At 73.6% G+C, this 19,883-nt stretch carries 18 protein-coding genes and 2 pseudogenes; 8 read left to right on the top strand and 12 right to left on the bottom strand.

Going from position 1 to position 19,883, the window contains the following annotated elements; genetic code table 11:
- The first annotated feature begins 187 nt into the window (after window positions 1–187).
- Entirely contained in the window at window positions 188–1,042 is an 855-nt protein-coding gene (locus ACFXGI_RS17545) for a GNAT family N-acetyltransferase (protein WP_384706927.1), read from the top strand.
- Window positions 1,039–1,566 (top strand): annotated as a pseudogene (locus ACFXGI_RS17540) (lysophospholipid acyltransferase family protein); the annotation flags it as partial. The gene ACFXGI_RS17545 and the pseudogene ACFXGI_RS17540, both read left to right, overlap by 4 nt.
- A 239-nt stretch (window positions 1,567–1,805) precedes the next feature.
- Here the strand turns inward: ACFXGI_RS17540 and egtD are convergent.
- Genes egtD through egtA form a run of 4 tightly spaced genes read right to left on the bottom strand, consistent with a single transcriptional unit; the run spans window position 1,806 to window position 6,326 of the window.
- Entirely contained in the window at window positions 1,806–2,873 is a 1,068-nt protein-coding gene (gene egtD, locus ACFXGI_RS17535; protein WP_384706925.1) for an L-histidine N(alpha)-methyltransferase, read from the bottom strand.
- Window positions 2,870–3,628 (bottom strand): ergothioneine biosynthesis protein EgtC, encoded by a 759-nt coding sequence (gene egtC / locus ACFXGI_RS17530; protein ID WP_384706923.1) that lies wholly within the window; start codon window positions 3,626–3,628, stop codon window positions 2,870–2,872. The genes egtD and egtC overlap by 4 nt, the downstream gene beginning before the upstream one ends.
- Window positions 3,628–4,986: an ergothioneine biosynthesis protein EgtB gene (gene egtB / locus ACFXGI_RS17525; RefSeq protein ID WP_384706922.1), complete on the bottom strand. Its 1,359-nt coding sequence runs from the start codon at window positions 4,984–4,986 to the stop codon at window positions 3,628–3,630. The genes egtC and egtB overlap by 1 nt, the downstream gene beginning before the upstream one ends.
- Window positions 4,983–6,326: an ergothioneine biosynthesis glutamate--cysteine ligase EgtA gene (gene egtA / locus ACFXGI_RS17520; RefSeq protein WP_384706920.1), complete on the bottom strand. Its 1,344-nt coding sequence runs from the start codon at window positions 6,324–6,326 to the stop codon at window positions 4,983–4,985. Before egtA ends, egtB begins: the two co-directional genes overlap by 4 nt.
- Window positions 6,327–6,460: 134 nt before the next feature.
- Here egtA and ACFXGI_RS17515 point away from each other — a divergent pair, with 134 nt between their 5' ends.
- On the top strand, window positions 6,461–7,303 hold the full coding sequence (locus ACFXGI_RS17515; RefSeq protein WP_384706918.1) for a TIGR02452 family protein: 843 nt from the start codon (window positions 6,461–6,463) through the stop codon (window positions 7,301–7,303).
- 33 nt (window positions 7,304–7,336) lie between these two features.
- On the opposite strand, the gene ACFXGI_RS17510 is transcribed toward ACFXGI_RS17515, so the two are convergent.
- A complete protein-coding gene (locus tag ACFXGI_RS17510) occupies window positions 7,337–7,801 on the bottom strand; it encodes a type II toxin-antitoxin system PemK/MazF family toxin (protein WP_384706916.1) in 465 nt (154 codons plus the stop codon).
- Window positions 7,802–7,842: 41 nt separating this feature from the next.
- A complete protein-coding gene (locus tag ACFXGI_RS17505; protein ID WP_384706914.1) occupies window positions 7,843–8,505 on the bottom strand; it encodes an O-methyltransferase in 663 nt (220 codons plus the stop codon).
- A 175-nt stretch (window positions 8,506–8,680) separates the two neighbouring features.
- Between ACFXGI_RS17505 and ACFXGI_RS17500 the strand changes: the two genes are divergently transcribed.
- Window positions 8,681–9,238, top strand: coding sequence for a pyridoxamine 5'-phosphate oxidase family protein (locus tag ACFXGI_RS17500; RefSeq protein ID WP_384707081.1), 558 nt, complete (start codon window positions 8,681–8,683; stop codon window positions 9,236–9,238).
- A gap of 34 nt (window positions 9,239–9,272) precedes the next feature.
- On the opposite strand, the gene ACFXGI_RS17495 is transcribed toward ACFXGI_RS17500, so the two are convergent.
- From ACFXGI_RS17495 to rox, 3 genes are all read right to left on the bottom strand, one after another.
- Window positions 9,273–9,896, bottom strand: a complete 624-nt coding sequence (locus tag ACFXGI_RS17495; RefSeq protein WP_384706912.1) for a histidine phosphatase family protein — start codon at window positions 9,894–9,896, stop codon at window positions 9,273–9,275.
- Window positions 9,897–10,024: 128 nt separating this feature from the next.
- Complete coding sequence (locus ACFXGI_RS17490; RefSeq protein ID WP_384706910.1) at window positions 10,025–12,073, bottom strand: calcium-binding protein; 2,049 nt, start codon at window positions 12,071–12,073, stop codon at window positions 10,025–10,027.
- A 196-nt stretch (window positions 12,074–12,269) separates the two neighbouring features.
- On the bottom strand, window positions 12,270–13,730 hold the full coding sequence (gene rox, locus ACFXGI_RS17485; RefSeq protein ID WP_384706908.1) for a rifampin monooxygenase: 1,461 nt from the start codon (window positions 13,728–13,730) through the stop codon (window positions 12,270–12,272).
- 249 nt (window positions 13,731–13,979) lie between these two features.
- Here rox and ACFXGI_RS17480 point away from each other — a divergent pair, with 249 nt between their 5' ends.
- On the top strand, window positions 13,980–14,651 hold the full coding sequence (locus ACFXGI_RS17480) for a DUF5701 family protein (protein WP_384706906.1): 672 nt from the start codon (window positions 13,980–13,982) through the stop codon (window positions 14,649–14,651).
- 172 nt (window positions 14,652–14,823) lie between these two features.
- Here ACFXGI_RS17480 and ACFXGI_RS17475 read toward each other — a convergent pair whose 3' ends face one another.
- From ACFXGI_RS17475 to ACFXGI_RS17465, 3 genes are all read right to left on the bottom strand, one after another.
- The gene (locus tag ACFXGI_RS17475) at window positions 14,824–16,086 is read right to left on the bottom strand and encodes an MFS transporter (protein ID WP_384706904.1); all 1,263 of its coding nucleotides are present in this window, start codon (window positions 16,084–16,086) and stop codon (window positions 14,824–14,826) included.
- A 32-nt stretch (window positions 16,087–16,118) separates the two neighbouring features.
- Window positions 16,119–16,712: an ArsR/SmtB family transcription factor gene (locus ACFXGI_RS17470; protein ID WP_384706902.1), complete on the bottom strand. Its 594-nt coding sequence runs from the start codon at window positions 16,710–16,712 to the stop codon at window positions 16,119–16,121.
- An 85-nt stretch (window positions 16,713–16,797) separates the two neighbouring features.
- The gene (locus ACFXGI_RS17465) at window positions 16,798–17,568 is read right to left on the bottom strand and encodes a hypothetical protein (RefSeq protein WP_384706900.1); all 771 of its coding nucleotides are present in this window, start codon (window positions 17,566–17,568) and stop codon (window positions 16,798–16,800) included.
- Between ACFXGI_RS17465 and ACFXGI_RS17460 the strand changes: the two genes are divergently transcribed.
- The 3 genes and pseudogenes from ACFXGI_RS17460 to ACFXGI_RS17450 all read left to right on the top strand — a co-directional run bounded on the left by ACFXGI_RS17460 (window position 17,502) and on the right by ACFXGI_RS17450 (window position 19,828).
- Window positions 17,502–18,755, top strand: coding sequence for a hypothetical protein (locus ACFXGI_RS17460; protein ID WP_384707099.1), 1,254 nt, complete (start codon window positions 17,502–17,504; stop codon window positions 18,753–18,755). The two genes, ACFXGI_RS17465 and ACFXGI_RS17460, sit on opposite strands and share 67 nt — an antisense overlap.
- Window positions 18,752–19,424 (top strand): annotated as a pseudogene (locus ACFXGI_RS17455) (AraC family transcriptional regulator N-terminal domain-containing protein); the annotation flags it as partial. The gene ACFXGI_RS17460 and the pseudogene ACFXGI_RS17455, both read left to right, overlap by 4 nt.
- A gap of 29 nt (window positions 19,425–19,453) precedes the next feature.
- Window positions 19,454–19,828, top strand: coding sequence for an SDR family oxidoreductase (locus tag ACFXGI_RS17450; protein ID WP_384706898.1), 375 nt, complete (start codon window positions 19,454–19,456; stop codon window positions 19,826–19,828).
- The last annotated feature ends 55 nt before the right edge of the window (window positions 19,829–19,883 follow it).

The following is a 19,883-nucleotide window of genomic DNA, read 5'->3' as shown; positions in this document are numbered from 1 at the left end:
GCCTTTCGAGCGCATGTCGAGCTCCCGTCGAGCGGATGTCGAGTCGCGCCGCGCCCGCCGAGTTCAGCGTTCGCACATCCAAGTGCCGCTGAGCGGTCATGTCGAATCCAGCCGGTCACGGAAGAAGTAAAGGAGCCAGGCCACACCACCTGACGGCCTGGCTCCCGTGCCCGGATCAGGAGCCGCCATGACCATCGCCCCCCTGTCCCCGTCCACCCTTCCCCCCACCGCGACCCCGGCCGTCACCGGCCTCCGCACCACCGCAGCCGTCCCCGCGGCCGCACCCGTCGCGGCGCCCCCGGCCCTCCCCGCCACCCCCCACTACACCGTCCGCCTCGCCCGCGACGAGGATGAGGTACGCGCCGCCCAGCGCCTGCGCCACCTGGTCTTCGCCGGCGAGCTCGGCGCCCGCCTCGACGGACCCGAGCCGGGCCTCGACTCCGACGCCTTCGACGCCTACTGCGACCACCTCCTCGTCGTCGAGGAGGAGACCGAGCAGGTCGTCGGCACCTACCGGCTGCTGCCCCCGGAGCGCGCCGCCGTCGCCGGCCGCCTCTACTCCGAGGGCGAGTTCGACCTCTCCGCCCTCGCCCCGATCCGCCCGGACCTCGTCGAGGTCGGCCGCTCCTGCGTCCACCCCGACCACCGCAACGGCGCCGTCATCGCGCTGATCTGGGCCGGCCTCGCCCGCTACATGGACCGCTCTGGCCACAACTGGCTCGCCGGCTGCTGCTCGACACCGCTCGCCGACGGCGGGGTCCTGGCCGCCGCCACCCGCGAGAACGTCCTCACCCGCAACCTCGCCCCCGAGGAGTACCGGGTCACCCCGCACCTCCCCTGGAACCCTGAGGGCATCACCTTCCCGGCCCGCGTGGAACTGCCCCCGCTGCTGCGCGGCTACCTGCGCCTGGGCGCCTGGGTCTGCGGAGAGCCCGCCCTCGACGCCGAGTTCGGCTGCGCCGACCTGTACGTCCTGCTCTCCCTGCGGCGCACCAACCCGCGCTACCTCAAGCACTTCCTCTCGCTCGTCCCGGCCGCATGAGCGTCTGGCTGCCCACCTCGCCCTGCACCCCCGAGGCCTGCACCGGCCACGAGGGGGAGCGGGCGGGCCTCGCCCGCGCGGTGCTCCGGCTCACCGCCGCCACCGCCGTGATCCTGCTCGGGATCCTGGGCTGCCAGCCGGTCCGGCTGCTCCCCACCCGGCCCCGCCAGGCCCTGGTGCGGGCCTGGGCGACCGCCCTGGTCCGGGCCTTCGGCATCCGGATCACCGTGCACGGGAGCCCCGGCCCGGACGGCGGCCGCCTGATCGTCGCCAACCACATCTCCTGGCTGGACATCGCGCTCGTCGCCGCCGCCATGCCCTGCCGGATGCTGGCCAAGAGCGACATCAGGAACTGGCCGGTGCTCGGTCCGCTCTCCCGGCAGAACGGAACCCTGTTCATCGAACGGGAGCGGATCCGCGCCCTCCCCGCCACCGTCGAGACCATCACCCATGCCCTGCTGGCCGGCGACCGCGTCACCGTCTTCCCCGAGGGCAGCACCTGGTGCGGTCGCGCCCGGGGGCCCTTCCGGCGGGCCGCCTTCCAGTCCGCCCTGGACGCCCGGGTGCCCGTACAGCCGGTGCGGCTCGCGTACCGGCTGGCGGACGGGAGCCTCGCCGCGGCGCCCGCCTTCGTCGGGGACGATCCGCTGACCGCGTCCCTGTGGCGGATCGCACGGGCCCGAGGAGTGCGGGCCGAGGTCCGGCTGCTGCCGCGGATCCCGCCGGGCCGCCACGCGGACCGGCGGGAACTCGCGGCTGCGGCTCAGGCAGCCGTCGCCGTCGAATCCGCGCCCGTCGTACCCGTCGTACCCGTCCCCCCGATCCCCGCCTCCTCACTGCTCGCGGGCGTGCCGGCCCAGCCGAGCTCGCCGTCGGCCACCGACAGGGACAGCGCGAAACGGCCCTCCGCGTCCGTCCACCACTGAGTCAACTCAAGGCCCGCTTCGGCGAGTTCCTTCCGCACACCCTCCTGGCGGAACTTCGCGGAGACCTCCGTCAGGATCTCCTCGCCCGCCGCGAACGGCACCACCAGATCCAGCGCCCGGACCTTCACCACCAGCTCCGACCGGGCCCGCAGCCGCATCTCGATCCACTCCTGCTCCCGGTTCCACACCGCCACGTGCGCGAAGTCCTCGGTGCGGAAATCCGCGCCCAGCTCCCGGTTGACGACGGCCAGCACGTTCTTGTTGAACTCGGCCGTCACCCCCTGCGCGTCGTCGTACGCGGCCACCAGCACGGACTCGTCCTTCACCAGGTCCGTCCCCATCAGCAGGGCGTCCCCGGGCGACAGCATCGCCCGTACGGAGGCCAGGAACACGGCGCGCTCCGGCGGCAGCAGGTTGCCGACCGTGCCGCCGAGGAACACCACGAGCCGGGGCCCGGGCGTGTCCGGCAGCCGCAGCGGCTTCGTGAAGTCGGCCACCAGCGCGTGCACCCGCAGTCCCGGGTGCTCCGCCAGCAGCGTCCGCCCCGCCCCCTCCAGGGCGCTCCCGCTCACGTCCACCGGGATGTACGTGTCCAGCGCGGGCATCGCCTCGATCAGGTGCCGGGTCTTCTCCGAGGAGCCGGAACCCAGCTCCACCAGCGTGCGCGCCCCGCTGGCCGAGGCGATCTCCCCGGCCCGCGCCAGCAGGATCTCCCGCTCGGCGCGCGTCGGGTAGTACTCGGGCAGGCGGGTGATCTCCTCGAAGAGTTCACTGCCCCGCGCGTCGTAGAACCACTTGGGCGGCAGCACCTTGGGGGACACCGTCAGCCCGTGCAGGACGTCCGCGCGCAGCGCGGTGTCGGCGGAGTGCTCGTCGAGGGTGCGGGTCAACTGGAAGTCGCTCACGGGGAGGTCTCCTTCAGCGGGGTCAGGTCGACCCGTGTGCCACGGGCGGTCAGCAGGGTCCGGTCGGGTACTTCGCACCAGCGGGAATCGTCGTCGTAGGGCTCGGACGCCACCACCGTGCGCTCGGCCGCCGCGTCGGCCAGGTACCAGAGCGAATCGCCCCAGGCCGTCGCGGCGATGCCGGTGCCGTCGGTCAGCAGCAGGTTGAGCCGGGAGCCGGGCGAGGCCGCCGCGATCTCCCGCACCGGCTCGGCGAGCGCCGCACCGAGGTCGTCCCCCCGCTGCAGCCGGTGCAGCACCAGCGCCCAGACCAGCGCCGAGTCGGTGCTCGCGGCCAGGGACAGCAGCTCCGCGGGCGGCAGGGTGGCCGCGAGCGGCGCCACCGCGTCCGGCCAGTCCCGTACCGCGCCGTTGTGGCTGAACAGCCACGGCCCGGCGGCGAACGGCGCCGCCGCGGCCTCCCCGTCCGCCCCGAACACGGTGGCGTCCCGTACGGCGGCCAGCGCGGCCCGCGTACGGACGACCCGGGCCAGATCGGCGAGGTTGGGGTCGCCCCAGATCGGCCCGGCCCGCCGGTACCGCGCGGGGGCCGGGTCGCCCTCCGCGTACCAGCCGACGCCGAAGCCGTCGGCGTTGACCGTGCCGTGGCCCTGCCGGCGCGGCTCCCAGGACTGCCGTACGAGGGAGTGCTCCGGCTCGGTCAGCAGCCGGGCCAGGGGTATCTCGGGCCCCACGAAGGCGATGTGGCGGCACATCAGGCATCCCTCGCCGTCCGGAACCCGGAGAAGATCTGCCGGCGCACCGGCAGGTCCCAGTTGCGGAAGGTGCCCCGGCACGCCACCGGGTCCACGGCGAACGAGCCGCCGCGCAGCACCTTGTGCTCCGGGCCGAAGAACACTTCCGAGTACTCGCGGTACGGGAAGGCCCGGAACCCCGGGTACGGCAGGAAGTCCGAGGAGGTCCACTCCCACACGTCGCCGATCAGCTGGCGCACCCCGAGCGGGGACGCTCCGGCCGGGTAGCTGCCGGCCGGGGCCGGACGCAGATGGCGCTGGCCGAGATTGGCGTGCGCCGGGGTCGGGTCCTCGTCGCCCCAGGGGTAGCGGGTGGAGCGGCCGGTGGAAGGGTCGTGCCGGGCCGCCTTCTCCCACTCCGCCTCCGTCAGCAGGCGGCGCCCCGCCCAGCGGGCGTACGCGTCCGCCTCGTACCAGCTGACGTGCAGTACGGGCTCGTCGGCGGGGACCGGCTCGGTCACGCCGAAGCGGCGGCGCAGCCACTGGCCGGCCTCCCGGCGCCAGAACAGCGGTGCCTCGATCCCGTGCCGGCGGATCTGGTCCCAGCCCTCGGGGACCCACCAGCGCTCGTCCCGGTAGCCGCCGTCGGAGATGAAGGCCTGGTACGCGGAGTTGGTCACCGGCACCGTGTCGATCCGGAACGCCCCGGTGTCCCGCTCGTGCGCGGGCCGCTCGTTGTCCAGCGACCACGGCTCGGCCGAGGTGCCCATCGTGAACGGGCCTGCGGGGACGAGTACTTCGGTGGCCGCGGGCGGCGGCCCCTGCGGGGGACCCGGATCGGGGGCCGTGAGCACCGGTTCGCCCCGGCGCAGCTGATGGGTGATCAGCATGGTCTCGTCGTGCTGCTGTTCGTGCTGGGCGATCATCCCGAACGCGAAGCCGTCGTCCAGCAGCGCGGAGCCCTCCAGCGCGGTCCGCTCCAGCAGGTCGAAGACACGGCCGCGCACCTCGGCCGTGTAGCGGCGGGCCTCCGCCGGCCCCAGCAGGGGAAGCTTCGGCCGCTCGGCGCGGGGGTGCTGGAACGCGTCGTAGAGCGGGTCGATCTCGGGGTGCAGGGAGTCGTGTCCGGCGACGTTGCGCAGCAGCCAGAGCTCCTCCTGGTTCCCGATGTGGGCCAGGTCCCAGACGAGCGGGGACATGAGCGGGGAGTGCTGTGCGATCAGGTCGGGGTCGCTCACGGCGTCGGTGAGCAGGGCCGTACGGGCGCGAGCCGCGGTCAGGGCCGCGAAGGCCCGCTCGCGAAGATCGGCACGGTCGGAGCGGTCGGAGCGGTCGGCAGGTGTCCGCCGGGTGGAGTCGGCTGAAGGCGATGCGGTCATGAGCGGGCCCCCGTCCCGGTGAGCTGCAGGTATCCGTCGTCGGCCGGACAGCGGCCGCGCAGGGTGAAGCGCTCGGTGAAGGCGCCGACCACGTCCTGGACGTGCCGGCTCGCGCCGAGCCGCGGCAGCGCCTCGGCGGCGGCCCGGAAGCAGGCGGCCGCTGCCGTGCGCAGCTCCGGGTCGGCCAGGCCGTGGCGGGCGGCGGACTGCCAGAGGGCATTGCGCGGCGAGGGCCGGGGCCCGTGGGTGTCGGCCAGCGCCTTCGCCGCCCGGTACGCGCTCTCGGCGGCCTCCGGATCGTCGAACAGCGCGTGGACGACGGCCACCGGCACCAGCCAGCCGTCGTCGCCGGGCTGGGCGTCGATCATCCGGAACTCCAGGTGACCGCGCGGGCGCACCGGCGGGAACAGCGTGGTCAGGTGGTACTCCAGGTCCTCGGCCGTGGGCGGCCGGAGGCCGTCCGTACGCGGGCCGCCGTCGCTGCCCCCGCCGGCGGCCTCTTCCCCGGCGCGGAGCCAGTCGCGGAAGGTCATGCCGTACGGGACCGGCCACGGCCCGTCACCGGCCGACCGTACGCACATCACCTCGGTGTCCAACGCGTGCCGGGTCCAGCCGGCCCGCGGTTCGGCGTCGAGCGGCGGGGCCAGCGCACGCCGGGCGTCGATGTCGCGCCAGATCCCCTGCCGGGAGCACCGCCAGCCGGCGTACGGGCCCTCGTGCGCGGGGGAGTTCGCGAAGGCCGCCACGAACACGGCGCCCAGCAGGTGGGCCAGCCGCCAGCGCCGGCCGTACCCGAGCGGGCCCGGTTCCTCGTACCCGGCGTCCACGCAGACCTGCACGGAGGCGGAGGAGCGCATCATGGCGCGCCCCGCCGGGCCGGTGCGGTCGAAGTAGATCTCCATCGCGTCGTAGCGCGGGCTGCACAGCATGCGGCGCAGTGGCCGGCGCGGATCACGGCCGGTGCCCCGCAGGACCAGGCCCTGGGACCGCAGGGCGGCCCGTACGGCGGTGAGATCGGCCTGCAGGCCGTCCACGCAGCCGGAGAGGGAGGGGGCGGGCGCGGAGCTGAGCTCCAGCTGGCCGCCGGGCTCGATGGTGAGCCGGGAGTGCAGGGGCAGGGCGCGGGCCGCGTCGTGCGCGGCGGTCAGCCGGTCCGGCGGAAGTATCGCGCCGGGCCGGTCGGCGTCGAGTACGAGCCATTCGAGCTCGGCGCCGAGGGTTCGGGGTGGTCCCGTCTTGAAACAGATGCCGTGGACCAGGTCCTCGGCTGCGGTTTCGCCGAGTGCGAGAGTGTCGCCCTGGGCCTTCGTGTCCGGTGGTGCGTATGCGTCCTGTGGCACGGCAGGGTCTCCTGTCCACGGATGTGACCTGACCATGCCTACCTACCCGTCCTCGTCGGCCTGAAAAGGGGGGAGCCGGCCACCGCACGGAAAATGTCTGGCCGCGGGTGGTTCCTGCTGCCGATGATGGTGTCGTGAGCAGCAGATTGCGCGAGATCGCGCGGGAGAACGCGACCATCGTGGCGGCCGGTGGATACCGGACGCGGTCGGGGCGGCATGTCTCCCTGGCCGCCGCCCTGGCGGAATCCAGGGCCGGAACCAGGATATATGGACCAAACCAGGTCATTCCAGACGAGAAATTTCCCGTCGAGCGGTGTGAGACGGCCGTCGAGGTCACGGGGGAGAGCAGCACGGTCGCGGCCCGCAGGCTCGCCGGGGCCGGTCCAGGGCCGGTCTGCGGGGCCTCGGTCGCCGTCCTGAACTTCGCCTCGGCCCGTAATCCCGGGGGCGGATACGTCCGCGGGGCCAAGGCGCAGGAGGAGGCGCTGTGCCGCGCCTCGGCCCTGTACGAGACCCTGCTGGAGGCCCCGGAGTACTACGAGGTCCACCGTGCGGGGCGCAGCACCTTCTACACCGACCGGGTGATTCACTCCCCCGGGGTGCCCGTCTTCCGCGACGACCGGGGCGAGCTGCTGGACACCCCCTTCCGGGCCGGCTTCCTGACGTCACCGGCTCCCAACGCGGGCACCATCCGCCGCCAGGAGCCGGAGCGCGTCGCCGAGATCCCGGCGGCCCTGGCGCGGCGCGCGGAGCGCGTCCTGGAGACGGCGGCGCTGCACGGCTATCCGCGGCTGGTGCTGGGGGCGTGGGGGTGCGGGGTGTTCCGGAACGACCCGGCCGAGGTCGCGGAGGCCTTCCGGGCCCTGCTGGCGGGGCGTTTCGCGGGGGTCTTCGAGCAGGTGGTGTTCGGGGTGCTGGACCGCGATCCGGGGCCGCGGGAAGCGTTCGAACGGGCCTTCGCGGGCTTCGGGGCGTAGGGGCCGGGGCCCCTGCGCGGCGTACGGAACCCGCTACCGCCAGCCGTAGCGCTCTCGGAGCCGGTCCACGACCAGCTGGAACCTGCCCCGGTCCAGGGCGCACGCCTCACGCCGCATGCCGTCCTCGTGTACGCGCAGCACCCGGTCCACGTCCACCCAGGAATCCCGCCCGGCGCCGTCCCACGGCCCGGTCCCGATCGGCACCCACTCCCGGTCGTTGTCGTGCCGCTTGCTGGACAGCTGTACGGCGAGCAGCGTCCGCCCGCCCGCCTCCCGGGCGACGACCAGCACCGGCCGGTCCTTGCCGCGGCCGTCGTTCTCCTCGAACGGGACCCAGGTCCACACGATCTCGCCGGGGTCGGGGTCGCCGTCCTTGTCGGGCGCGTACTCGGTGCGCACGGGCCCGATGGCGTGCGGATCGGCCTCGGTGGTGGCGGTGGCCCCGCCGCGCCCGGGCTGCTCGATGGGGTCGGAGCTGTGGTGGGAAAGTGCCGTCATGCGGCTGAGGTTAGTGGTTCGGGGCGTCGCCGTGCTGCCGGTCAGTCGGTGACCAGGGCCATGACGAGGCCGTCGTACCCCTTGCCGCCGACGGTCTGGAGGGCCGTGGCGGTCAACCTCGGGTGCTCGGAGATGAGTTCGGTGAAACGGCGGACGCCCTGGACGCGGGGGTCGGTGCTGTCGGGGTCGACGACGGCGCCGTCGCGTACGACGTTGTCGCCGATGATGACGCTGCCGGGCCGGGTCAGTTCGAGGGCCCACTCCAGGTAGTCCGGGTTCGACGGCTTGTCGGCGTCGATGAAGACCAGGTCGAACGGGGCGAGGTCCGTGAGCTCGGGCAGCAGGTCGACGGCCCTGCCGCGCCGGATGTCGACGACGTCCGCCAGTCCGGCCCGTGCGATGTTCGAGGCGGCGACGTCGGCGCACCGCGGGTCGGCCTCCAGCGTGACCAGCCGCCCGCCGGCCGGCAGGGCCCGGGCCAGCCAGATGGTGCTGTAGCCGCCGAGGGTGCCGATCTCCAGGACGGTGCGCGCACCGCGGATCCGGGCGAGGAGGTGCAGCAGCTTCCCCTGGTTCGGAGCCACCTGGTGCGCCGGCAGTCCGGCGGCCGCGGCGTCCGCGTTGGCGGCGAGCAGTGCTTCGTCCTCCTCGACGAGCAGCCCGTCGAAGTAGTCGTCAACGGCCGTCCATGTCTGCTGCCCCATGAGCTCTCCCGATCCCCTCGCCGATCCCCTCAGTGGGTTTCCAAAGGGAACTTACAGGAACGGCGGATCTTTCGACAGGCCGTGGACGTGATGCGGGCAGACGGGCGAATGCGGGCCCGATGACGGTTTCCGCGCGGGCGGCCGGTCGTTACGGGGAGAGGAAGGGAGGTCCGCCATACCGGCACAGGGACCCGCGCAGCACCCCACGACCGAACTCGACGCCCGCTACAGCTCCGCCCTCAACCCCCGCCCGGGCGCCGCGGACGTGACCGCCACCGACTGGGCCGAGGCCCGGAGGCAGTTGGACGCCGCCGAGATCTTCTGGGTGTCCACGGTGCGGGCCGACGGCCGACTGCACGTCACCCCCGTGATCGCCGCCTGGCACGACGGGGCGCTGTACTTCTCGACCGGCCCGGACGAGCAGAAGGCGAAGAACCTCGCCCACAACGGCCACTGCGCGCTGACCACCGGGGGGAACTCCCTCACCGAGGGGCTCGACCTCGTGGTCGAGGGCCCGGTGGAACAGGTCGCCGATCCGGCGCTGCTGGAGCAGGTGATCACGGCGTACGAGACGAAGTACGGCCCCCACGTCACCTCCTCCGAGGGCACCTTCCACGGCATCGGGGACGCGCTCCGCAAGGGCGACGTGGTGGTGTTCGGGGTCCACCCGGCCACGGCCTACGGCTTCGGCCGCGACGACGGGGTCTACACCCACACCCGCTGGACGTTCTGAGCGATGCCCCCGGCCACACCGCGCCCGAACTCCCTCAGGCCCGGAGCTCGGGCGGGAAGCCGGTCCAGCGCAGCTCGTCGGGCAGGTGTGCCATGTCGTTGGAGAAGAGCACGGAGGCGGGCCGGTCGGGCGAGTACCGGATGACGGTCAGTGCGGCGTTGGCCTGGTTGAGGCCGATCCAGCGCCAGTTCGGCGCATCGAGGGCGGCCCGGACGAGCCAGCCGATGAGGAAGTTGTGGGTGACGATCAGCTCGTGACGGGGCTGGTCACCGTCGACAGGTCGTGCGAAACGGGCCAGAGCCGCGCGGGCCAGCTCCGGACCTCCTTCGCGCTCCTCGGCCGAGAACTGTGACAGGTGGGCCAGCGTGGCGTCGGCCGAGACCGACGGGAGTTCCTCCCTCTGCGGCATGTACGGGATGTAGTCGCCGGCCAGCTTCGATTCCTCCAGGGCAACGCCGTCGAGCCGGTCGTGGATCAGCCGTGCGGTCTGCGCCGCCCGGGGAAGCGGGCCGTGGTAGACGGCGGACAGCGGACTGTGCACAAGTCGCTCGCCCAGGAGAGCGGCTTGACGGCGCCCGCTCGCCGTGAGCTCGCTCTCGTCGGCAGTAGCCTCCCCGTGCCGCGCGAGGTAGAGGTAGCGGGCAGCCGTTCCTGTCATGGGCAGGTCCCTCTCAGCGTTCGTGATCTTGCAGATGCGTGAAAGGACGCTGACGTCGGTCGTGCGGTTCCGACGGGGGAGAGCCGTCGCCATGGGGGTGGCGACGGCTCTCCGGGCGAGGGGCGGGGTCAGGGGCAGCTGATGCGGGTGTCGCCCGGGTCGGTGGTGCAGGTGTCCGTGCCGGGGCCGCCGTTGGCGGTGTCGTTGCCGGAGACGGCGTCCGTGGTCGTGAGGCGGTCGTTGCCGTAGTCGCCGGTCAGGGTGTCGTTGCCCGGGCCGCCGTTCACGGTGTCGTTGCCTTGGCCGCCGTCGAGGTTGTCGTTGCCGTAGCCGCCGTAGACGGTGTCGTTCCCGTAGCCCGCGCGGACGGTGTCGTTGCCGCCGAGGCCGCAGACCACGTCGGTGAAGTAGCCGCCGGTCAGCGTGTCGGCCCCGGTGGTGCCGATGATCGTGCAGCCGTGGGCGTTGTTCGCCGAAGTCGTCGTCGCGGACGTGTTGTCGGAGGTCACGGGGTCCGGCTGCGTCGCGCTCGCTACGGCCGTGTTCGTGACCGTACCGGTGGCCCGGGGCTCGCCCGTCACCGTGACCGTCGCGCTCGCGCCCGGGGCCAGGGAGCCGAGGGCGCAGCTGGCCCCCGTCGCCGTGGTCGTGCACGTACCCTGCGAGGCCGCGGCCGAGGTCAGGCCCACGCCGGCTCCGGAGAGCGTGTCCGAGAGGGTCACACCGGTCGCGGTCGCGGTGGAGGCCGCGGAGTTGGAGACCGTCACCGTGTACGAGGCGCGGTCGCCGATGCTCACGGCGGCCGTACCGGTCTGCGTCACCGACAGGTTCGCGCTCGGCGGCGGGGGCGGAGTCGCGCCGTCGCCGCCCTGGTAGCGGGCGAGGGCGAAGGCGAAGCCCGCCCCGAAGCCCGCGGCGACGATCTTGCCGTCCGGCTGTACGAGCACCCCGCGGGCGTCGTCCCAGTCCTGGAAGCCCGTGACCACGAAACCGTCGCCGCCGAAGCCGGTGTCCACCGTGCCGTTGGTGTTGAAGCGGGCCAGGCCGAAGTCGTTGGCCTCCTGGCTGTTCGGGTCGTCGGCCTGCCCCGCGATGACGATCTTGCCGTTCGGCTGGAGCGCCAACGCGTTCGCGCCGCCGCCGTCGCCGGGGAAGTGGACCGAGGTGCGCCCGCCGGTGCCGAAGCCGCCGTCGGGGCTGCCGTCGGCGTTGTAGCGCAGCAGGGCGACGCCGACGCCGCCCGATCCCGCGGCGACGATCTTGCCGTCCGGCTGCACCGCCACGGCGTTGCCGAACTCGGTGCCGCCGAAGTTCGCGGTCACCATGCCGTCACCGCTGAACGTGGCGTCGAGGGTGCCGTTGGGCAGGTAGCGGGCCACGCCGATGTCGAAATTGGTGTTGCCCACGTACCCGACCGAGACGATCTTGCCGTCCGGCTGGAGGGCCATGCGGCGGGCGATGCCGCCGGCGTCCTGGGGCGAGGCGGGCGTGAAGCCCGCGACGACCGCGCCGTCGCCGCCGAGGTTCGGATCCAGATTTCCGGCGGTGTCGAGGCGGACCAGGGCGAAGCCGCCGCCGCCGCCCTTGCCGGCGGCGATGATCTTGCCGTCGGGCTGGACCGCCACGTCGGCGCCGTCCGCGGACCCGCCGAACTCCTCGACCCGTACGAGGCCGCCGTCGCCGAAGCCGGTGTCCGGACTGCCGTCCGTGTTGTAGCGGGCCACGGAGAAGAAGCAGCAGCCGCCGCCCTCCTCCGCGATCACCTCGGTGGTGCCCGCCACGACGATCTTCCCGTCCGAGGGCTGGATCGCCACCGCGTTGGCCGTATCGGCGCCGCCGCCGAAGTCGCCGGTCACCGTACCGTCCCCGGCGAAGCCGGAGTCGAGGCCGCCGTCGGCGTTGTACCGGGCGAGTGCGAAGTCGCCCTCGTTCAGGCCCACCACGACCAGCTTGCCGTCGGCCTGCCGCGCGATGTCGTGTCCTTCCGCGTACCCGGGGAACGGGGTGACCACCCGGCCGTCGGGTCCGAAGGAGGGGTCCAGGTCGCCGGGGGCGGCCAGCGCGGAGCCGGGCAGCGCGAGTACGAGTGCCAGGCCGAGCGCGGCGGCCAGTACCCCGGTCGTCCCGCCGGGTCCGCGGCGCCGCCGTCGGGCCGGTCTCAGGTGTGCGTGGGTCATGGGCGTACGAACCTCCGGCCTCGCGGGGTGCAGGGAGCAGCGCACAGCTTCGTACGGGAGCGCGCCCGCGCCCCGCGAGACGTGCCGTACCGCGCCGGCCCGGCCCCGGGAACCACCCCGGCGGAGGAGCGCGCGGGGGTGATCGCGGGGTCGGCCGCGCGCGGCTGCGTGCCGGGCCGCGTGCGGCGCCGCGTGCTCAGTCGGCTGCGGCGCCGAACCACTTGGTCAGGTGGCCGAGCAGATCCCGCTGGTCGTCACCGACCCACGCCACGTGGCCGTCCGGCCGCAGCAGCATGCCGGGCACGTCCGGTTCCCCGCCGGCGTCGACGACGTGGTCGACCCGGTCGGCCCAGCCCGCCACCGAGAGCCGGCCGGTCCGGTCGAGCAGCAGGCCGCGGCCGCCGTGCATCAGCTCGTAGAGGCGGTCGTGCCCCAGCGTCACGTCCCGCATCCGCCGGCCGAGCAGTTCGTGGTCTTCCCCGCCCGCGTCGCCTACGCCCCCGTCGCTCCCGCCGAAGTCGTAGCGGACGGAGATCGCGGTGATCTTCTCGATCAGGTGCCGGTTCACCTCCCCGAAGGCCATCAGTTCCGCCAGCAGCCGGCGCACCGCCTGCGGACCCGGCCCGCTCGACATCAGCTGCGTCTGAGCGCGGGTGTTGTCCAGTACGGCGGCGGCCACCGGGTGGCGTTCGGCGTGGTAGCTGTCCAGCAGCCCTTCCGGTGCCCAGCCGGCGATCTCGGCGGCCAGCTTCCAGCCGAGGTTGAACGCGTCCTGGATGCCGAGGTTGAGCCCCTGTCCGCCGGTCGGCGGGTGGACGTGCGCCGCGTCTCCGGCCAGCAGCACACGGTCGACCCGGTAGCGCTCGGCCAGCCGGGTGGCGTCGCCGAAACGGGACAGCCAGCGCGGCGAGTGCGCGCCGAAGTCGGTGCCGGCGAAGGCGCGCAGCTGCTGCTTGAACTCGTCGAGCGTCGGCGGCGTGGCACGGTCCTCGGCCACGCCCCCGGCGGGCGCGACCACGCGGTAGACCCCGTCCCCCAGGGGCATGGCGCCGAACCGCATCCGGGTCTCGCGGACTTCGGCCCCCACGGCGGCGATCGTCTCCGGAGCTTCGGTCAGCTCCATCACACCCAGCAGCGTCTCGACCCTGGAGGGCTCGCCGGGGAAGCCGACTCCGAGCAGTTTGCGCACCGTACTGCGACCGCCGTCGCAGCCCACGACGTAGCGGGCGCGCAGCCGCGTGGCGTCGGCCAGCTCGACGCTCACGCCGTGCTCGTCCTGGCTCAGTCCGACCAGCTCGCGGCCGCGCCGGATCTCGACACCGACCTCGGTGGCGTGCTCGGCCAGCAGCCGCTCGGTGATCTCCTGCGGGATGTGGAGGACGTACGAGTGCGCCGTGTCCAGCCCCTCCGGCCAGGAGGTGCCGAGGCCGGCGAAGAAGCCTCCGACCGTGAACTGACGCCCGTGCGCCAGGAACCGCTCCAGCAGGCCGCGCTGGTCCATCACCTCGATGCTGCGCACGTGCAGACCCTGCGCGCGGGACTGCCGGGTGGGCTCCCTCTCCTTCTCCAGTACGAGCACCCGCACGCCGTGCAGCCGCAGCTCGCCGGCCAGCATCAGGCCGGTCGGCCCGCCGCCGACCACGATCACGTCCATCATGAAAACCCCGGGTACGTCGACAACGGCACATGTTCTGCGCGAATCGCTGATTTCGGCAGGTTCTGGTCTCGGCCGACGATTGTGCGGCACGACGGGGCCCTTGCCGCAAGCCCACCGGTGCGCTATATGTTGAGAGTGGCAAGGAGTGCGTGACCTCCTTGCCTTTCCTTTTGTCCTGCCGGGAACCTTCCGGTGAGCCGTCTCGTTGCTCCGGGGTCCGCTGCTCTGAACGCGACCCGCAGGAGTGCCGTGCTCGTAGCCGTACCCGAAACCTCGTCCCAGCCCGTCGTGCCCGCTCTTGCGCCGCTCGCCGCCCAGGCCGAGCGCCTGATCGAGCTCGGGGTGCACGAACTCGCGGGAATTCCCGCCGATGAGCTGCGCGCGTTCGCCTCCGCCAAGGACGCGGGAAGGGGCGCAGGCCTGCTCGCCGTCCATCCGGACCGCGCCCCGGCCTCCGCGCTGGCTCCGCTGCTCCGCCGCGACGGCAGGCCGGGCTTCGTCGTCACCGACATGGCCGACGTCGACGGCTTCGCCCCGCTCGATGTCCTGGAGGTGCCCGACGCCCCGCTCTACGTGGTCACCGGCCTCGATCGCGGCGACCACATGTCCAACTGGAGCCCGGAGGAGGCGCTTTTGGCCCTGACCGGGGACGAGCGCACTCCGCTGCTGCTCAGCGAGGGCATCCACTGGGTGCTCCAGCAGCCGGCGGCGCTGGAGCGAAACCGCTGCTTCATGACCATCGGCTCCCGGCTGCGCAAGCCGAACGGCACCCTGGACGCCCGTACCCCGGCGATCTGGATCAGCAACGGCACGGGACGCGACGGCCGCGAGCGGCGCAACGCCCCGAAGGTCGGCTGGTGCTGGTGGGGCAACCGCCACACCTGGCTCGGCTTCGCCTCCACGACCGGCCGTACCCCCTAGGGAGTGTCGTCAAAGTGGCGTCGGCCGCCCGAGAGGGCGGGGGTCGGCGGGGCCTGGTGCGTGCGATCGCAAGGCGGAGGAGGGAATCGACGCGGAGTGTCGATGACCGACGACAACGCGGCGAGCGTGCGTGCCAGGCCCCGCCGACCAGACGGGACTTTGACGACACGACCTAGTTCCGCCGGGGCAGTTCGGCGCGCCGCACCGCTTCGGAGGACAGGACGATCACCACGCCCAGGCAGGCGAAGACGGCGCACCCGATGAACACGGGTGCGGCCCCCCACGCTCCGATGGCCGCGCCGACCAGCGGGTAGCTCAGGGGTGCGAGGCCGACCATGGTCAGCATCACGACGGAGGTCACCCGGCCGAGATAGGCGGGGTCCGCCGCGGCCTGTACGAGGGTGCTGTCCAGGCTGCCGAAGACGCCCGCGGCCAGCCCGACGCCTGCGGCCAGCACCACGGCGGTCCACAGCGTCGGCACCAGCGCGATGGCGGCAGCACCCGCGCAGCCCGCGAAGAGGGACCCGGCCAGCATCAGGCCGGCGCGGGGCAGTCGGCCGGCCGTCGCGAAGAGCGCGGCGCTCGTCGCGGCCCCCGCACCGAAACCGCTGACGATCCAGCCGTAGCCCGAAGGCCCCCAGCCGCGCTCGGCGTTGAGCAGCACCATGCCCACGCCGAGCGTGCCGGTGAGGCCGAGTTCGCAAAGGGCGCCGGCGGCGACGAGCGGGCCGATGAGGCGGTGGCGGCGGACGTAGCGCAGCCCGTCGAGCAGTTCCTTCCAGGCGGTGCCGGGAGCCGGCGGCTGCCCGGCCCCCGCTCCGGTGGTCCCCGTCCGTATCCGCAGCGCCAGCAGGAGCGGCAGCGACAGGGCGAAGAGCAGACCGGCGACGGCGAAAGCGGCCGCCACGCCTGCGAAACCCATGGCCAGTCCACCGATCGGCGGGCCCACGATCTGGCTCAGGCGCATCGACAGGGACCGCATCCCGGTGACGCGGGCCAGCTGATCGGAGCTGGTGATCCGTGGCGGGAGAGCCCCGACGGCGGGTATGAACAGCGCGTCCACGGCGCCGAACACGAGCGCCACCACCACCAGGACCCACAGGGCCGGGGCCGTGAGCGCGATGGCGGCGGCCACCGCGAGGACGAGCAGACAGCGCAGCGCGTCGCTGGCGAGGACCACCCGTCGCGGGTCGAGCCGGTCGGCCAGCACACCTCCGCCGAGCATGAGCAGGGCCCGCGGCAGCGCCCCGGCGGCCATGACGAGCCCGACCTCGGTGGGGCCGGCGGCCTTCTGGGCGGACCAGCCGAGGGCGACGAAGTACACGCTGTCGCCGACGAGGGAGGCGGTGTACGCGGCGAGCCAGCGCAGCACATTGCCGTCGCGGTGGGCGGGCGGGGCGACGGATTCGGGCAGGGCGGTCGGCGGGGCGGTCAAGGCGGGCTCCGGAGAGTCGGGGACGGGCGGCGTCAGGGCCGGAAGGGGAAGCCGTACAGGTGCACGGGCACGTGCTCGCGGTCCTCCGTCGCGCCGGCTGCCTTGGCGGCCCGGCCGCGCTCCCGCCAGCGCCGGGTCACCACCTCGAACTCCGCGTTCATCTCGGCGAGTTCGGCGGGTGTCAGGTCGAGCATCCACTCGGAGCTGAAGGCGGCGTCGGTCCAGGCCTTGCCCCAGCCGGCGCTCTGGTCGAGATACGTGCCGTACTGGGCGGTGCGGGTGTCGTGGATCGCGCGCGTCACCGCGCCGACGGCGGCGGCCTCCTCGGGCGTGCCCGCGAAGTCCGACCCGCGAAAGCCCCAGCCGTCCTCGGACGCCACCTGCCACCACCGCTCGCGGCCGTCGGTGCTCCGGCCGCCGGCCTCGGTCACGAAGCCGTGCTCGGCCAGCTTGCGCAGGTGGTAACTGACCAGTGACGGCGCTTGGTCGGCCTGCTCGGCGAGCTGGGTGGCGGTCGCCGAGCCGGCGGCGTACAGCAGCCGGTAGAGCTGCATCCGCAGCGGGTTGGTGAAGGCCTTCAACCGGGAGAGGTCGGTGATCTGCTCGGGCTCGGGCTTGGGTCGCATGCCTGCACCGTAGATGTGAAACATAAGTTGCGCAATATTTCTTTCGGAAATCCGACCCCGTGGAAGGGGGCCGCCGGGGCGTTGGCTACCGTCGGGGCGACTGCCAGGCGGGGGAGACACGGACATGGACGAGCGGCTCGAGGCCGAGGGCGAGGTCGCGGTGGCGCGGCTCTCCATCGACAGCGGCGACCTGCGGCACGCGGCGGCGCATCTCGGCAATGCCCTGACCGCCGCCCCCCAACTCCCCGACGCCTACGAAGCCCTCGCCGAGCTCGCCGTGGCCGCGGGCGGCCCCGCTGCCGCGTTGGAGCTGTTCTCCGCGGACGAGCCCTACATCGGCACGGTCGCCTGCATCGCCCAGCTCCACGCCGCCGCCGGCCGATGGGACTCCGCCCTGCCGGCACTCGCCTCCGTGATCGGCGCCGACCCCGGGCGCCCCTGGGCCGAGGTGGCCTGGCTGGCCGACCCCGATCTGCCCGGCCGGGTCCCGCCGGACGCCGTCACGCAGGCCGTCGCCGTACTCGTACGCACCCTGCCCGAGCCGCTCCCGCCGCAGCTCCGCGAAGGCGTCGGACCCTTCTACGCCCTGGTCCGGGCCTGCGTGAGCGCCCACCCCGGGCACTCGCTGCTGCACACCGTGGGCTCCACCCTGGCCCGCCGCTTCGGAGACTCGGCCGTGGCCGTCGCATGGGCCGAGCACGCCCGCGACCTCGACCCCGGCCACTGGCAGGCCGTCGTCCTCGGCGGCGCACTGCGCGCCGCCGGACGCCCGGACGAGGCCCTGGCCGTGTGGGAGGCGGAGATCGCCCGCGACCCCTCCGACGTGGACCTGTACGTGGACGTCGCCGAACTCCACCGGGACTGCACCGCCCCGCCGAGGGCCTCGCCCGGCTCGACCGCGGCCTCGCCCTCGCACCGGACCACCCCAAGGCCCTGCCCGCGTCGTTCGCCCTGCGCCACGCCGTCGACGGCGGTACGGGGAGCCTGCTGGACCTCTCCGACCATCTGCGCTCCCATCCCGAGCACGGCTACGCCGCCGCCCTCCTGGCCGAGCTGTGCGAAGACCGGCCGTGGCTCGGCCACGTGCACCCCGCCTCCGAGGCGAGCGTCAACGTGCTGCACCAGATGCTGGCCAACCCCGAGACCGCCCGCGATCACGAGATCGAGCTGCTCAGCTCCGCCCTGGAGGCGCCCAGCACGCGGCTCGCCGTACGCATGGGCTTCCCGAACTCGAAGATCGACTACCAGTCGGCGGCCGAGCCCGACCCCCGGGTTCCGCAGTACCGGCCCGACACGCCCCTGTGGCGGTTCGAGGGTCCCGAGGGGCTCGACGCGCGTCCCGCCCTCGACCCGCCCTCCGCCGAGGCGGCGGAACTCGTACGCGACGTCGCCGAGCCGGCCTGGCCCGCGCCGGTCGCCGCGTACGACCACGCCGTCCGGCTCTCCGGCCTCGATCCCGAGGACCTGCTCGCCGTATGCGTGCACCCGCCGCTTCCCCGGGAGGACGAGCAAGGGGCGTACCTGCTGGGCCGGCAGCCCGAGATGTGGGTCCGTGCCGTACAGACCTTCGCCTGCCTCGGGCTGGCGCACCACCGGGCGGACGAGCCCTGGGAGGATTCCCGCCGCAGGGCCCTGCTCCTCGACCTGCTCTTCGGAGCCGAGGACTGGACCAACGAAGCCGCCGGCTTCGCACTCCTCGCCACGGCCTGGGCGGACCCGGAAGCCCGCGAGGACGTGGGGGCACGGCTCGTCGAACGCATGATGGCGGTCGGCAAGGCCTGGCGGGAGCGCGACGCCACGAGCCTCGCCCCGCTGTGCCGCCTCGTGCTCGCCTGCCCGTGGCTGGACGAGACCTTCCTCGACCTGGCGGAGATGATGCTGAAGGCGGCCGTGGAGTTCGACGCACGGACCCCGCAGGACGACGAGGAACGCCGCACCGGCATCACGGCCGAGCTGGAGGCGCGGGCGTCCCGCGTCGCGGCGCCGCAGGGCGACCCGAAGCCCCGGTCCTTCCTGAAGCGGCTCTTCGGCCGCGCCCGCTGAGTCCAGGGCCGTCCACCGCGGACGGATACGCGTACACACCCCCGCGCGGGGACGGCTGTGCTGCAATCGTCGTCGCCCAGGGGACCAAGCGGCCGGCACCGGGCGAGCGGGTGTACGAGTACGGGGCCGGCCAGCACCTCGTCGCCTCGGCGGACCTGCCGGTCATCGGCAACTTCACCGAGGACGGCCCCGAGGCGCCGGCCCTCGGCTTCGGGCAGACCCTGGAGCCGGCCGCCGTCGCCGAGCTGCTGCTGGCCGAGCCGGGTGGCGCCGGGCGGATCCCGGGCGGCCCGCACCCGGCCATCGCGGTCGGCGACGCCCCCGCCGGAGCTGCTCGACGCTGTGACCCGGCTGCTGCGCCTGCCGGACCGCCCCCGCGACCGGGCCGTGCTCGCCGCCCGGCTCACCGGCATGAGCGTCTCAGCCTTCCACCGCAGGTTCCAGACGGTGACGGCGATGAGCCCGATCCGTTGCCAGAAGCAGATCCGCCTCTCGGAAGCACGGCTGATGCCGGCGACGCGCTCCGGTGACGTCACCGGAGTCAGCCTCCGCGTGGGCTGCGAGAGCCCGTCGCAGTTCAGCCGCGAGTACCGCAGGCGGTTCGGCGCGTCGCCCGGCCAGGACGCCGTGCTGCCGAGCCGTTCCGTGCGCGCCCGTACCGGAGCCCTCCTCACGTACGGCTCCAACCAGCAGGGGGCGTGGTCGCCGTCGCCGAGATCGAGAAGCGGGGCGGCACCGCCGTGGCACTGCCCCCGGCGATCGCCGACACCGCGCGCTTCCCCGCGTTCCGCCGGGCCGTGGCCGAGGCTCTGCGCACCACCTGGCAGCGCGACACCTTCGACCACCTCGTCAACAACGCCGGTTTCGCGGGGGAGTCGATGACCGAGGACACCACCGAGGAGATGTTCGACCGGCTCACCCGCGGCCTGTTCAAGCGGCCGTTCTTCCTCGCCCGGGCGCGGCTGCCGCTGATGGCCGACGGCGGCGCGATCGTGAACGCCACGAGCAACTCCGCGCTCGCGCACGTGACGGCACCCGGGTACTCCGTCTACGCGTCGCTGGAGGGCGCATGACCGTACTGGCCCGTGACACGGCCAAGGAGTTCAGCCCGCGCGGCATCCGCGTCGA

Source organism: Streptomyces sp. NPDC059355, from assembly GCF_042752335.1.
GTDB lineage: Bacteria > Actinomycetota > Actinomycetes > Streptomycetales > Streptomycetaceae > Streptomyces.
The sequence above is the reverse complement of the archived record's forward strand: the minus strand, read 5'-3'. Positions and strand labels throughout refer to the sequence as shown.